The following is a 13,913-nucleotide window of genomic DNA, read 5'->3' as shown; positions in this document are numbered from 1 at the left end:
TCGTTCCGCGCGGGTGTGCCGCCGTCGATTACCGCGGAGGTAATACCCGGCGACCCCGGATCGCTTCCGGGTCGCCGTAGCGGCCGAGTATCCCGGCCAGCAAGGCTTTCGCGTCCGCGACGCGTTCTTCGCCGAATTCGTCGGCGAGCTCCTTTTCCACCGCGGCACGATGTTCCCGCGACGCCGCGATCGTCTTTTCGGCCTGGTCCGTCAGGTGCAGCAGCCGGGTCCGCGCGTCGGCCGGATCGGGCTCGCGCCGCAGCAGGCCCCGGCGTTCCAGGTCGGCGACGGCCTTCGACGCCGCCTGCTGGGTCACGCCCATCCGTTCGGCGAGCGCGGAGATCGACAGCGGCTCCGCGAGCACGTGCTGGAACACGACGCCGTCGTTGAACCGCGGTTCGCCGAGCCCGTCGGCGGTCAGCCGCCGCTGGACTTCGCCGCCCATCGCCCAGCCCGCGAACAGCGAGACGACTGACAGGTCGAGGTTCGACGGCGTAGGATCCACAACCATGGTTGTGGAATCTAGCATGATCCCGCCGGAACTGAGGACGGAGTTCGTCCGCGTCGCCCACCGCGTGGTCTGGTGCACGCTCGCGACTGTCGACAGACAGGGCAGGCCGAGGTCGCGGGTGGTGCACCCGATCTGGGAGGAGCGGGACGGCGAGCTCGTCGGGCACCTGTTCACCCGGCCGGCGCCGTTGAAGAAGGCGCACCTGGCGCGTACGCCTTTCGTCTCCTGCTCGTACTGGGATCCGGCGCACGAGGTCGCCGTCGCCGAATGCGGCGCCGTCTACGCCGACGACGAGGAAACGCGACGGCACCTGTGGCGTCTGGCGTCGGAAACGCCGGAACCGCTGGGGTTCGACCCGAAGATCATGGGCGGTGACGATCCGCTGGACGCGGACATCACCGTGCTGAGGCTGGCGCCGTGGCGGGTCAGCGCCGGCGGAAAGGCCTGGCGGCGCGCCGGTTAGGCCGCGCCTACCTTCCGTTCGAAGACCAGGCCCTCGGCGGCACGCAGCCCGACGCTGATCGCGCCGGTCAGCACGCCGTCGTCGCCGAGTTCGCCCTGGACGACCGACGGGACGAGCGGGGTGAACGAGCGCAGGGCGCGGTCGATCGGGTCGAGCAGCAGATCGGCCGCGGTGCCGATCCCGCCGCCGAGCACGATCAGTTCCGGGTCGATCACCGCCGCCACCGAAGCCACGGTGTACGCGAGCCTGTCCGCCTCCGCTTCGACGGCGCGCATCGCGAGCTCGTCGCCGTCGCGGGCGAGCCGGAAGACCTCGCGCGCCGATTTGGCCGTGCCGAGGCCGAGTTCGCGGGCGCCGCGGACGACGGACTGCGCCGCCGTCGCCTCTTCGAGGTGGCCGCGGACCGGCGGGGGCTCTTCGCCCTCGGCCGCCGCGCGCGACTGGCCGTAGGGCAGGTAGCCGATCTCGCCCGCCGCGCCCGTCGCGCCGCGGAAGACCTGGCCGTTCACCATCACGCCCATGCCGACGCCGGTGCCGATGGTGATGCAGGCGAACACGGACGCGCCGGTCGCGGCACCGCGTTCCCATTCGCCGACGGCGGTGAGGTTCGCGTCGTTCTCGACCATCAGATCCGGGCCGAGGACGCCTTCGAGCTCGTCGAGCAGCCCGGCCTTGCCCCAGCCGGGCAGGTTCGGCGCGTGCCGGAAGCAGCGCTTGTCCGGATCCGCGACCCCGGGCGAGCCGAGGACGCGCACGATGATGTCGGCCTGGCTCAGTCCCGCTTCGCGGACCGTCGCCGCCGCGAGGGCGCCGACGGCGCTGACGAGAGCGGTGCCCGAACGCGAGGTGTTCCGCTCGTCACGGCGGGCGACCACGGTGTGACCGAGATCCGAGACGGCGACGCGGAGATGCTCGCGTCCGATGTCGACACCCAGGACGTACCCGGCCGTGGGGTCCGCTTCGTACAGGACGGCGGACCGGCCGGTGCCGGTCGAGGTGTGCCCGGTCGCCCTGGCGAGCCCGGCCGCTTCGAGGGCCAGTAACGCTTGGCTCACCGTGGGTTTCGAAAGACCGGTGTCCTTGGCGACTTGCGGTCGTGTCGCGGGGCCGGTGCGGCGCAGGAGGTCCAGCACGGCGCGCTGATTGATCTTCCGCATCCCGGCGGGGGTGCCGACGGGCGGACTTTCTGCGCCAACCACGAGCTTCGCCTCCTGTCGAACCAAGGTGTTCCCACCAAAGTTATCCGGGTCCGGCCCGAAAAGGGCAAGAAGGTTTACATTCGGTGGCTCCCCGGCGACGATAACCGTGCCCAGGCCGCAAATCGTGCACGCCGCGCGTGAAATCCGGTGAATCACCGGTATCCGGACGTGTGCTCCCCGTGACCGGCAATGGTCTAGACCATGCCGGTGATACTCCGGTCAGGCGACGTGACGGCTCGCCGGGCGCCGGAATCCCCTGTGCTGACGAGGTCGTTCGGGTGCTTCGCCGGTTTCGTGGCCCGCTTCGGCGGGGTAGCCGTCCGAGGTGTCGGCCGTCGTCGCCGGGCTGGGGCGGTTGCGCAGACGGTGTTGCCGGTTCACCACGTACAGCAGCAGGACTCCGGCGACGACCAATCCGTGGGTGAGCACGCGCCCGGCGGTGACCTGTCCCGCGACGAGGTCGCCCGCGGACAGGGCCAGGAGCAGCGCGACGAAACCGGTCAGCGCCGGCAGCTGTCCCGCGGCCGCCTTCGTGCGGACGGCCGCCCAGCCGAGCCCGACGCCGACGGCGAGGTTCCACGCGCTGCTCTCGTGGGACAGGTGCCCGATCAGGGATTCCGTGCCGTGTCCCGCGGCGTGGTCTTCGACGCCCAGCAGCTGGGCGAAGGCGAGGCCGAGCTGCGCGATCGCGACCACGGCCAGGGCGATCCGGGCCGGCCAGCCCTCGCTCGGCGGGGCGGGGGTGCGTTCCAGGATGACGGCGGTGAGGTCCGGGACCGGGGGAGCGGGGCGCAGCAGCATCGTCCGGTGCAGCCGCTCGGCGCCGGCGAGCCACGACCGGCAGGCGGCGCAGCCGGCCACGTGCCGGTCGACCACCTCGGGCGGGGCGGGTTCGGTTTCGCCGTCGAGCCGGGCCGACAGGGCCTCGCGGCAGGTCTCGCACTTCACGTCTCACTTGTCGGGCGCGGGCCTGCCCCGGTTCCCGCGACGCTGCTACGTTTCTCGTATGGCCGGGCCGCGCAACCACGACGACGAGCGGGTGACCGAGCTCGCACTCGCCGCCGCCCGCGGCGACCGGCGGGCGCTCGAGGACTGGGTGCGAGCCACCCAGGCGGACGTCTGGCGTTTCGTCGCGCACCTCGCCGACGTCGGCGCCGCCGACGATCTCACCCAGGAGACGTACCTACGGGCGTTCGGCAGCCTGCGCCGGTTCGCCGGCCGGTCCTCCTCGCGGACCTGGCTCCTGTCGATCGCGCGCCGCGTGGTCGTCGACCGCATCCGGGCGGCTTCGGCCCGTCCGAAGCTCGCCGACGTCGACTGGGAGGCCACCGCCGAGCGTCGTGGCGCCCGGCAGGCGGAAGGTGTCGCGGGGTTCGAGGACCTGGTGGAGCTGCGGATGCTGCTCGACGGGCTCGACCCGGAGCGACGCGAGGTCCTCGTCCTCACCCAGGTGCTGGGGCTTTCCTACGCCGAGGCCGCCGAGATCTGCGGCTGCCCGGTCGGCACCGTGCGCTCTCGTATCGCCCGCGCCCGCGAAGACCTGCTCGAAGCGGGCCGGGAGCGCGACTCCATCTGACGCGTTCGGGGGCTTGGCTGCGCCATCCGCACTGTGGCGCGTCACACATTTGGGGCTCTTCGCTGTCACCTCGTCACACAGATGAGCTGACACGACTACTGCGCGTTGACTAGGCCAAATGCCGATGCCTAGCGTGTCGCCATCCAACCCCAGGCCGCGCGAGGGTCCCCGCCTTCACCGCGCGCTCTCGAAGGGATCTTCCCGATGGCCAGTCCCACCACGACTGACGGCCAGGAGTCCGGCGGCCTCGGCCGTCGCCGGTTCCTGAGCTTCCTCGTCGCAGCGCCCACCCTCACGATCGCCACGAAGATCGGTATCGACACCGTCGCGCCCGAAGAGGCCGAAGCCGTCATCCCGACCCCGCCCGGACCGGCCGAGATCCTCGACCTCGGCGACGTGCTGACGCTGTCGAACGTCCCCACCTCCGGCCTGCTCGTGCTGGAGGTCCGCGAAGACGGCCGGGTGCGGCTGGAGCTGCCGCGGACCGAGGTCGGCCAGGGCATCACCACCGCGAACGCGATGCTGGTCGCCGAGGAGCTGGACCTGCCGCTCGACCGCGTCGACGTCGTGCTCTCCGACGCCCGCCCGGAACTGCTGTTCAACCAGCTGACCGGTGGCTCCAACACGATGCGCTCGCTCTACACCCCGGTGCGCACCGCGGCCGCCGCCGCCCGCGCCCGCCTGGTCGCGACCGCCGCGCGGCAGTGGGGCGCCGAGGCCGACCGGCTGTCCACAAGGGACGGTGCGGTGATCGCGCCCGACGGCCGCCGGATGGACTACGGCGCGCTGTCGAAGCCCGCCGCCCGCGCCGACCTCGGGAAGCTCACCGCCACCCCGAAGGCGGAATCCGCGCACACGCTGGTCGGCACGCCGCAGTCGCGCAAGGACGCCCGCGCGATGGTCACCGGGCAGCTTAAGTACACGCTCGACCTGGACATCCCCGGTGCGAAGCCGGCCATGGTCCGCCGCCCGCCGACGATCAACGGCACGGTCAAGAAGGTCAACAACGAGGCCGCCGTGCGCGCGATGCCGGGCATCATCGACATCGCCGTCATCAAGACCGGGGTCGCGGTGCTGGCCGAGACCTTCGGGCAGGCGCTCGACGGCAAGAACGCCCTCGACGTCACCTGGAACAACGGCACCGTCGACGGCGAGAACAACGCGACGATCAAGAAGAAGCTCCAGGCCGCGGCGCTGCCGTTCGTCGTGCCGCCGCTGCTGACCCAGTACGTCGACGGCGAGTTCGACTTCGCCTTCGCCAGCCACGCTCCGCTGGAGACCAACTCCGCGGTCGCCGATGTGCGCGAGGGCAGCGCGACCATCTGGTCGGGCATGAAGGTGCCGATCCTCGCGAAGCAGAACATCGCGCAGGAGCTCGGGCTGCCGGAGAACAAGGTCACCGTGCACGTCCAGCAGGCGGGCGGGTCGTTCGGCCGCCGCCTGTTCTCCGACGGCGCGATCGAAGCCGCGCGGATCTCGAAGGCGATGAAGCGCCCGGTGCGGCTGATGTGGAGCCGTATCGACGACATGCGCCACGGCCGCGCCCGCGCCGCGAGCCACCACAAGATCCGCGCCACCTTCGCGCTCGGTCAGGTGCTCACCTTCGAGCACCGCGTCGCCAGCGTGGAGACCGACTGGAGCCATGGTCTCGGCGAGGTCCTGACCGCCTTCGCCGCGAAGCTCCCGGTGGGCGGCAACCTGAGCTTCGCGCAGACGGTGTTCCTGCTGACGGTGAAGTCGCCGTACAACTTCGGCGTCACCACGCAGCTGCTCAACGAGGTCCCGGTGGACTTCCACACCGGCGCCTGGCGATCGGTGTACTCGTCGAGCACCCGCGGCGCGGAAGAGATCATGGTCGACGAGATCGCCGCGAAACTCGGGAAGGACCCGGTGGAGTTCCGGCGCGAGTTCATCAAGAACGACCGGCAGCGCGCCGTGCTGGACAAGGTCGCCGAACTCGGCGAGTGGGGCAAGAAGATGCCCAAGGGCTTCGCGCAGGGTGTCGCGGTGCACGGCGAGTACAAGTCGTACACCGCCTGCCTGGTCGAAATGGACGCCCGCGACCCGAAGAACCCGCGCGTCACCAAGGCGACCATCGCCGTCGACGTCGGCAAGCCGATCAACCCGCGCGGCATCGAGGCGCAGATGCTCGGCGGCCTGACCGACGGCATCTCCACGACGCTGACCGCCGGGCTGCACATCGACAAGGGCCTCCCGCTGGAGGGCAGCTACTCGCAGTACCACTACGCGCGGCAGAAGAACTCGCCGATGGACGTCAAGGTGCACGTGATGCCGGAGACGGGCGAGATCGGCGGCGCCGGGGAACTCGGCGTGCCCGCGCCGGTCGGCGCCATCGGGAACGCCTACGCGCGGGCCACCGGGATCAAACCGCGCAGCTTCCCGATCAACTTCCCGATCGACTTCGACCCCTTCCCCCGCTGACTTTCCTTCCCCGCCAAGGAGTTCCGATGCCCAATTACACCTTCACGGTGAACGGGAAGACCGTCACCGTCGACGCGCCCGCCGATCTGCCCATGCTGTGGGCGCTGCGGGACAAACTCGGCGTCCGCGGCCCGAAGTACGGCTGCGGGATCAACGTCTGCAAGGCTTGCACCAGTCACCTCGACGGCGAGGCGTTCAACCCGTGCGTGACGCCGGTGTCCGACTGCTCGGGCAAGGACGTCACCACCATCGAAGGCCTCGCCGACGGTGAGGACCTGCACCCGGTGCAGGAGGCCTGGCTGGAACAGGACGTCGCGCAGTGCGGCTACTGTCAGCCGGGGCAGATCATGGCCGCGGTGGCGTTGCTGAAGAAGACGAAGAATCCGACGGACGCCGAGATCGACGCGATCCAGAACGTCTGCCGGTGCGGCACCTATTTCCGGATCCGCGAAGCCATCAAGAGCGCGGCAGCGAAGATGTGAAAACCCGCTGGTGCGGCGAAAATCCCAGATTTTCGCCGCACCAGCGGAGTATTTCGGCTTCGACAGGCCACTTCCGGGCAAGTCGTGTTAGATGACGTCCCCAGGGGCTCGACGAGGTGTCCCTGCCCCGGAGGACGTCCATGCACTACCGAACCGTGCTCCGCGAAGGCTCGGCCGCCGTCGTCGCCGAGTTGGCCGTCGAGGTCGAGAAGCTGCTGCCCGGAGTCATCGAGACCACCGTCGAGCAGATCCGCGCCGAAATGCCGGTGTACCACGACGCGCAGTTCGTCACTCTCGCCGAACTGCGGACTTCGGTGCGGAACAACCTCGAATACGTCATGCGGACTCTGCGCGGCACCGAGGAACCCGACCTCGCGCAGGCGCGGGCGACCGGGCGCGCGCGGGCGTTGCAGGGCGCGCCGCTGCCGGAACTCCTGCGGGCGTACCGGATCGGGCTCACCGAGGTGTGGAACCGGTTCGTCGACCTGACTTCCGCGGGCGAACAGCAGGATCTTCGCGGCCTCGTCGCCGCGACGTCGGCGATCTGGGCGCTGATCGACGACTACGCCGAGGCGCTGACGACGACCTATCGGGACACCACCGCCGAAGTCATGCTGGCGCACCAAAGCCGCCGGTCCGCGTTGATCGAGGCGCTGTTCGCCGGCGGCACGGCCACCGAAGGCACGCTGTGGGACATCGCCAGGGTGCTGGAACTTTCGCTCGACGGGACCTACGTCGTCGTCGCGGCGGAGACCCCGCGCGTCGGGCAGGAACCGTTACCCCAGATCGAAAACCGGCTCCGCGACCGGCATCACGCGTCCGCCTGGCGGCTCACCCCGGACCTCCAGGTCGGCGTCGTGTCCATGCGTGACCAGTCGGCTTCCCAGGTGATCATCGAGTTGCTGCGGGAGAACCAGACCGGCCGGATCGGCGTCAGCCCGGTGTTCACCGGTCTCGGGAACACGTCCCGCGCTTTGCATCTCGCGCGGGTCGCGCTCTCCAGCATGATGCCGGGGACGAAGGGAATGGTGCAGTTCAACGAATCCCCGCTCGCCGGGCTCGTCGCCAGCGCGCCGGAGGCGTCGGTCCAGCTCGCGCATCACGTGCTGCGGCCGATCCTGGACCTGCCCGGCGACGACCGGAACGTGCTGCTGCTGACGTTGCGGGCGTGGTTCGAATGCCAGGGCTCCACGAAACTCACGTCGGAGCGGATGTTCTGTCACCCCAACACGATCCGGCACCGGCTGAAGCGGATTTCCGAGGAACTGGGCCGCTCCCTGACCGACCCGGCCGACATCGCCGAGCTCGGCGCCGCTTTGCGCGCGCTCCACATGTTCCCGGACACTTCGCATCTGCCCGCGCCGAGGGATCCGCTGCGGTAGGTTCCCCGCATGGACGAGTTCGCCATCGGCGGAGACCTGCGCGTGCGCCGTCTCGGTTTCGGCGCCATGCACCTGCCCACCGAAGCCGGACCCGCGCGCGAGAACGCGATCGCCGTCGCCCGGCGAGCGGTCGAACTCGGCATCACGCTGATCGACACCGCGCATCTCTACGGCGGGGGAGCGAACGAGGAACTTCTCGCGGAGGCGCTTCACCCGTACCCGGACGACCTGGTGGTCACCACGAAGGTCGGCGTCGTGCGGACCGGGGACGACTGGAAGTACGACGGACGGCCGGAATCCTTGCGCGCGCAGGTGGACGCGGGGCTGAAGCGGCTGCGCGTCGAACGGATCGAGCTGCTGCAGCTGCACCGCATCGACCCGGAAACCCCGTTGGTGGACCAGCTCGGCGCGCTGCGGGACCTGCGTGACGCGGGCAAGATCGGCCGGATCGGGTTGTCCGAGATCACCGTGGACGAGCTCGCGCGGGCACGGGAGATCGTGGACGTCGCGAGTGTGCAGAACCGCTACAGCCTTCTCGACCGCACCCACGAGGCTGTCTTGGACGCGTGCGAGGAGGCCGGGATCGCTTTCCTGCCTTGGCGTCCGGTGCTCGGGTCGGCATCCAGCGCCACCGCTGAGATCGCCGCCGTCGCCGCGGAACTCGGGGTCACCACGGCGCAGGTCGGGCTCCGTGGCTGCTCGCGAGGTCGCCGGTGATCCTGCCGATTCCCGGGACGGCGAAGATCGCCCATCTCGAGGAGAACTTCGCCGCGGCGGACCTCAAGCTGACCGACGAGCAGCTGGAGCGCTTGCGCTCGTGAGTGGTAAGGACGGTTCTAGCCGTCTCGTATTTATCTACCCATTGGTGTGGCCGGCGATCGTGTGTGGAGGTTTTGGGACGTTGAGCGTCCTGAATCCTCCACGCTCGGTCTCGTTGATGAGGGATTCGCGGCGCCACGGGTAGCGCCTGTGCTGGATGGCAGTGTGGTCGACGGGGGTGACCGGCACGATCTTGATCAACGGAGGATCGGGGACGTTGAGCGTCCCCGATCCTCCGTTGATCAAGATCCCGAGCTGGGCGACACCGAGCGACGATGCAGGAGTGACGATGAAGGAATTGGGACGTTCACTGTCCCAATTCCTTCATCGTCGAGCCCGGCGACCGTCACCCTCGCGCAGGTCAGGCGTGGGTAGGTAAATACCGGTCCGCTCTAGCCGTCTTTACCGCTCACCAGGCTTGACGGCCTCCACGAGCACCCGTCGGGAATGCGCGACGAACATCCCGTCGGTCTCGATCATCCGATGGAGCTCCGCGAGCTTGTCGCGGTACTTGTCCACTTCGAACCCCGGCACGATCCAGATCACCTTCCGGAGGAAGTGGACGACCGCGGCGAGGTCGAAGAACTCCATCCGCAGTTTCGCCGGTTCGAGGCGGTCCACCCGCAGTCCGACGGCCTCCGCCTCGACGCGCAGCACGTCCGGTGTCCAGCCGCCGTAGTCCTGCGGGCCGAGGAAGAACTCCTTCAGCTCGCGGACAGTGCCGGCGCCGATCTGTTGCGACAGAAAGGTTCCGCCCGGCCGCAGCACGCGGGCGATCTCCCGCCACGGGTTCTCGACCGGATGGCGGCTGCTCACCAGGTCGAAGGATTCGTCGGGGAAGGGGATCGGCGCGTCGTCCGTCGCCTCGACCACCTGCCCGCCGAGGGGCGCGAGGTTCTTCCGCGCGACCTCGACGTTCGGCGGCCAGCCCTCGGTGGCCGCGAGGACCGGCGGCGGTTTCGGGATGCCCGCGAGCACCTCACCGCCGCCGGTCTGCAGGTCCAGCCCCGCCGAAGCCGCCGCCATCCGTTCGCCGAGCAGCCGCGAGTAACCCCACGGCGGCCGTTCCTCGGTGGCCCGCCCTTCGAACCACGAGAAGTCCCAGCCTTCGACCGGGACGGCCACTCCTTCGGCGAGCTGATCTTCGAACGTCATGTCCGCAGTCTCGGGCCCGCCGACCGGCGGGGCAACGCGTTTTCCCGACGTGCACCCTATCCGGCGTCGGTGGACCGCTTCCACAGGTTGATGTCGGCCTCGGTGGCGTAGCGGTCGATCTCGGCCAGCTCTTCGTGGGTGAAGTGCAGGTTCTTCAACGCGCCGACGTTGTCCTCAAGCTGGGCGACGCTGCTCGCGCCGATCAGCACCGACGTCATCCGCGGGTCGCGCAGGCCCCACGCCAGGGCGAGTTGCGCCAGCGTTTGACCACGCCGCTGGGCGATCTCGTTCAGCGCCCGGATCTTGCCGACGGTGCCCTCGGTGATCGTGTCCGGGTTGAGGGACTTCCCTTGCGCCGCACGGGAATTCTCCGGGACGCCGTCGAGGTAGCGGCTGGTCAGCAGGCCCTGCGCCAGCGGCGAGAAGGCGATGCAGCCCGCGCCTTCGGCTTCGAGCGTGTCGAGCAGCTTGTCGCCTTCGAGCCAGCGGTTGAACATCGAGTACGACGGCTGGTGGATCAGCAGCGGCGTGCCCAGTTCCCGCAGCAGCCGCGCGGCCTCGGCGGTCTTCTCCGACGAGTACGACGAGATGCCGACGTACAGCGCGCGTCCGGAGCGGACGGCGGTGTCGAGCGCGCCGACGGTCTCTTCGAGCGGCGTCTCGGGGTCGAAACGGTGCGAGTAGAAGATGTCGACGTAGTCCAGGCCCATCCGGCCCAGCGACTGGTCCAAAGAGGACAGCAGGTACTTGCGCGAACCCCATTCGCCGTACGGGCCCGGCCACATGTCGTAGCCGGCCTTGGTCGAGACGACCAGCTCGTCGCGGTACGGCTTGAAGTCCGAGGCCAGCAGCCTGCCGAAGTTCTCCTCGGCCGAGCCGTAGGGCGGGCCGTAGTTGTTGGCGAGGTCGAAATGGGTGATGCCCAGGTCGAACGCGCGCCGCGCGATGTCCCGCTGGGTGCCCAGTGGCTTGTCGTTCCCGAAGTTGTGCCACAGGCCCAGCGAGATCGCGGGCAGCTTCAGGCCGCTGCGCCCGGTGCGACGGTAGGGGATGCTCTCGTATCGGCCCTCGGCCGCGACATAGGTGCTCACGGGCCCGATGCTAGCCGCAGGAGGCGCGCCGCCGAATGTGACACCGCGCTTGCCGCCGTCCCGGTCGTGTATTCCCGGCCGGGCCCGGCTAACGGAAGCCCCGACTAGTTCGAAGAGATTCGAACTAGTCGGGCAGTACCGGAATGGATGGGTGGTCGGACCAGTGAAAGGGGCTATCCTGCGAAGGTAACGGAACGAACTGGGGGTTCCATTAATGCTGCGCATATACTTTTCCACGGATGATCTGCTCAGGATCCGGCTACTGGCCGAACCACATCGGATGTGGGAGATCCTGCTGAGTCTTCATCTTGTCCAAACCGATCAGGACCAGCCGGTTTTCGGCGGTTGGCGGCGGAAGCTGCGGCCTCGGCTCCCGGCGAGCGCGGGGCTGCTCACCGCGCTGGCGAGACCCACGGGCTACTCGCCGGACTTCCTCACGCCGCCCGGAGACATCCCCGATCTGGAGACCGGGATCGACCTGCTCCTCGGTACCACGAGGACGAGGTTGAAGACCGACATCGCCGAACTCGCCCGGCACCGGGTGCTGCCGACCTGGGTGGCCGAGATCGCCGACGGCGAGGTGGAGTCGCTGAGACGGCTGGCAGGCGCCTTGCGCGCGTACCATCGCGAGGCCATCGAGCCGTTCTGGTCCGGTATCCGTCAGCACGTCGAGCAGGACCGGCGGAGCAGGGCGGATGTCGTGGCCTCGGCCGGCTTCGAGGCCGTTCTCGCCGGGCTGCACCCCGCCGTCCGGTGGCGGTCGCCGGTGCTCGAGGTCGACTACCCGGTCGAACAGGACCTGCACCTCGACGGCCGCGGTCTCGTTCTGGTGCCGTCGTTCTTCTGCTGGGGCGGTCCCATCACGACGCTCTCCGGTGACTCCGCCGCGCCCATGCTCGTCTACCCCGTCGAGCGGTCGCCTGACTGGGCGGCGACCACGGACGAGGAGGCGCTGCGCGCCCGCTCGCTGACCGCCCTGCTCGGCCGGACCAGGGCCACCGTGCTGCGGACGATCGCCGATCTGCCGCAGGTCAACACCACCGATCTCGCCAACGTCCTCGGCATCTCCCTCGCCGGTGCCAGCCAGCACACGACCGTGCTGCGCAACGCCGGCCTGGTGCAGACGGCACGGACGAACGGCGCGGCGGTGCACCGGATCTCGCGAAGAGGGGCCGCATTGCTCCGGCCGTGATCGCGGTTTCAGGCTGCGGTGAAAGGGCTTGTCACTCGCGAGCCGAATTCATAAGTTTTGAGATGTCCGACCGGAACCGGAGTGAAATACCGACCCCCTTCCCCGATGGGCGGAATGGTCCCCGCGCGTTCATTGGGAAAGGGGCTTTCCGGAATTGCTCGGACTCGGGAAAACCAATCTGGAGGGAACAGCCATGTTGAAGCAGATCGCGACCAGGGCCGCCGTCGCCGCGTCGGTCGCCGCCTCGGCGGGCGCGCTGATGTTCGGTGCCGCCACGACCGCGTCCGCCACGGAGGCCACTCCCCAGGGTGACCTGGGGACCATGGCCGTGTGCGGCTACTACGAGGGCGGTCCGATGAGCTACTACAACCACTGCGGCTCGACCAACGTCCGCATCCACGTGACCTACATCGTCGGCAGCGACGAGGACCTCTGCGTCACGCCGGGTATCACCAAGCTCGGCTACAACGCCACCAACGCGTGGTACACGGGCCTCTGCTGACCTGACGCCCCCATCGGGCCGTCCGGGCAAGGTTTTGTCGATCACGAGCGGCGGTGAAGGGTGCTCACCCTTCACCGCCGCTCGCGTTTCCGTCTCCGGACGCTCGGGAGAAGAGGGTGGCGACGGCGCCGAGGTGATCTTTGAACGCGGAAGGGCTCTCGACCTCGAAGGGCGCGCCGATGGCGGCGAGGATCAGCACGGGCCAGTCGAAGGTGTCGAAGTTCATCTTCAGGCGGCAGGACGTCTCGTCGATCGCTTCGAGCATGCCGCCGATGTACCGCACCGCGGCCTCGACCCGGGCTCGCGGCGCTTCGACCCGGACGACCAGGGTGTGCGTGGTCGGCCTGGCCTTGATCTGGGCCTCGACGAACTTGACCGCGTCGCCGCCGGGGATCTCGCGCGGCCGGTAGCGGGCGCCGGTGGTGCGAGGGTCACTGAGCCGGTCGACACGGAACGTGCGCCAGTCCACCCTGTCGAGGTCCCAGGCCACCAGGTACCAGCGCCGTCCGAGCGAGACGAGCCGATGCGGCTCGACCAGCCGCGCGGACTCCTCGCCGCCGCGCGCCGCGTAGTCGAACTTCAGCCGCTCGTCGTCCCGGCACGCCTGCGCGATCACTGTCAGGCTGGCGGCGTTGACGCGGGGACCCGTGACGGCGGCCGGTGTCGTGTACGCCTGGAGCGCGTCGACGCGTCTGCGCAGCCGGGGCGGCATCACCTGGACGACCTTCGTCAGCGCGCGGACCGACGTCTCCTCGATGCCTTCCACCGAACCGCTCGCCGCCGTCCGCAGGCCGACCGCGATCGCCACGGCCTCCTCGTCGTCCAGCAGCAGCGGCGGCATGACCGTGCCCGACCGCAGCTGGTAGCCGCCCGCGACGCCGCGGCTCGCGTTGACCGGATAGCCCAGCTCGCGCAGGCGCTCGACGTCGCGCCGCAGCGTCCGCTCGCTCACTTCGAGCTTGTCGCTCAGTTCGATCCCGGTCCAGAAGCGGTGTGTCTGCAGAAGGGAAAGCAATCGCAGCATCCGCGCACTCGTGTTCGCCATGGATCCAGGTTCGCTCCGATTCCGGTCAGAAAGTGGCCGGAATTGACTTTAGCG

13 protein-coding genes and 1 pseudogene are annotated in these 13,913 nt (G+C 69.4%); 8 read left to right on the top strand and 6 right to left on the bottom strand.

Annotation, left to right across the window (positions count from 1 at the left end):
* Positions 1 to 28: 28 nt before the first annotated feature.
* A complete protein-coding gene (locus tag AB0N89_RS04225) occupies positions 29 to 511 on the bottom strand; it encodes a MarR family transcriptional regulator (protein ID WP_364200014.1) in 483 nt (160 codons plus the stop codon).
* Between AB0N89_RS04225 and AB0N89_RS04220 the strand changes: the two genes are divergently transcribed.
* Entirely contained in the window at positions 510 to 974 is a 465-nt protein-coding gene (locus AB0N89_RS04220) for a pyridoxamine 5'-phosphate oxidase (RefSeq protein ID WP_364200012.1), read from the top strand. The two genes, AB0N89_RS04225 and AB0N89_RS04220, sit on opposite strands and share 2 nt — an antisense overlap.
* Here the strand turns inward: AB0N89_RS04220 and AB0N89_RS04215 are convergent.
* On the bottom strand, positions 971 to 2,173 hold the full coding sequence (locus tag AB0N89_RS04215; protein WP_364200010.1) for an ROK family protein: 1,203 nt from the start codon (positions 2,171 to 2,173) through the stop codon (positions 971 to 973). The genes AB0N89_RS04220 and AB0N89_RS04215 overlap by 4 nt on opposite strands.
* A gap of 219 nt (positions 2,174 to 2,392) precedes the next feature.
* Complete coding sequence (locus tag AB0N89_RS04210) at positions 2,393 to 3,121, bottom strand: zf-HC2 domain-containing protein (protein ID WP_364200008.1); 729 nt, start codon at positions 3,119 to 3,121, stop codon at positions 2,393 to 2,395.
* 58 nt (positions 3,122 to 3,179) lie between these two features.
* On the opposite strand from AB0N89_RS04210, the gene sigC reads away from it, so the two are divergent.
* From sigC to AB0N89_RS04185, 5 genes and pseudogenes are all read left to right on the top strand, one after another.
* The gene (sigC, locus tag AB0N89_RS04205; RefSeq protein WP_093936321.1) at positions 3,180 to 3,749 is read left to right on the top strand and encodes an RNA polymerase sigma factor SigC; all 570 of its coding nucleotides are present in this window, start codon (positions 3,180 to 3,182) and stop codon (positions 3,747 to 3,749) included.
* 204 nt (positions 3,750 to 3,953) lie between these two features.
* Entirely contained in the window at positions 3,954 to 6,191 is a 2,238-nt protein-coding gene (locus AB0N89_RS04200) for a molybdopterin cofactor-binding domain-containing protein (RefSeq protein WP_364200006.1), read from the top strand.
* A 26-nt stretch (positions 6,192 to 6,217) separates the two neighbouring features.
* Positions 6,218 to 6,673, top strand: a complete 456-nt coding sequence (locus AB0N89_RS04195; protein WP_005155104.1) for a (2Fe-2S)-binding protein — start codon at positions 6,218 to 6,220, stop codon at positions 6,671 to 6,673.
* A gap of 140 nt (positions 6,674 to 6,813) precedes the next feature.
* Positions 6,814 to 8,055 (top strand): helix-turn-helix domain-containing protein, encoded by a 1,242-nt coding sequence (locus tag AB0N89_RS04190; protein WP_364200004.1) that lies wholly within the window; start codon positions 6,814 to 6,816, stop codon positions 8,053 to 8,055.
* Between the two features lie 9 nt (positions 8,056 to 8,064).
* A pseudogene (locus tag AB0N89_RS04185) lies at positions 8,065 to 8,876 on the top strand (aldo/keto reductase).
* Between the two features lie 400 nt (positions 8,877 to 9,276).
* Here AB0N89_RS04185 and AB0N89_RS04180 read toward each other — a convergent pair.
* Both AB0N89_RS04180 and mgrA read right to left on the bottom strand, forming a co-directional pair.
* A complete protein-coding gene (locus AB0N89_RS04180) occupies positions 9,277 to 10,029 on the bottom strand; it encodes a class I SAM-dependent methyltransferase (protein ID WP_364200002.1) in 753 nt (250 codons plus the stop codon).
* Positions 10,030 to 10,085: 56 nt separating this feature from the next.
* Entirely contained in the window at positions 10,086 to 11,120 is a 1,035-nt protein-coding gene (mgrA, locus tag AB0N89_RS04175) for an L-glyceraldehyde 3-phosphate reductase (RefSeq protein ID WP_364200000.1), read from the bottom strand.
* Positions 11,121 to 11,400: 280 nt separating this feature from the next.
* Here mgrA and AB0N89_RS04170 point away from each other — a divergent pair, with 280 nt between their 5' ends.
* Together AB0N89_RS04170 and AB0N89_RS04165 are read left to right on the top strand one after the other, a co-directional pair.
* Positions 11,401 to 12,312 (top strand): helix-turn-helix transcriptional regulator, encoded by a 912-nt coding sequence (locus AB0N89_RS04170; RefSeq protein WP_364199998.1) that lies wholly within the window; start codon positions 11,401 to 11,403, stop codon positions 12,310 to 12,312.
* 193 nt (positions 12,313 to 12,505) lie between these two features.
* A complete protein-coding gene (locus tag AB0N89_RS04165; RefSeq protein WP_364199996.1) occupies positions 12,506 to 12,814 on the top strand; it encodes a DUF6355 family natural product biosynthesis protein in 309 nt (102 codons plus the stop codon).
* 64 nt (positions 12,815 to 12,878) lie between these two features.
* Here AB0N89_RS04165 and AB0N89_RS04160 read toward each other — a convergent pair whose 3' ends face one another.
* Complete coding sequence (locus tag AB0N89_RS04160; protein WP_364199994.1) at positions 12,879 to 13,859, bottom strand: YafY family protein; 981 nt, start codon at positions 13,857 to 13,859, stop codon at positions 12,879 to 12,881.
* Between the last annotated feature and the right edge of the window lie 54 nt (positions 13,860 to 13,913).

Origin of the sequence: Amycolatopsis sp. NPDC089917, assembly GCF_040684635.1 — a bacterium.
In the GTDB taxonomy this organism is placed as follows: Bacteria; Actinomycetota; Actinomycetes; order Mycobacteriales; family Pseudonocardiaceae; genus Amycolatopsis.
The sequence above is the reverse complement of the archived record's forward strand: the minus strand, read 5'-3'. Positions and strand labels throughout refer to the sequence as shown.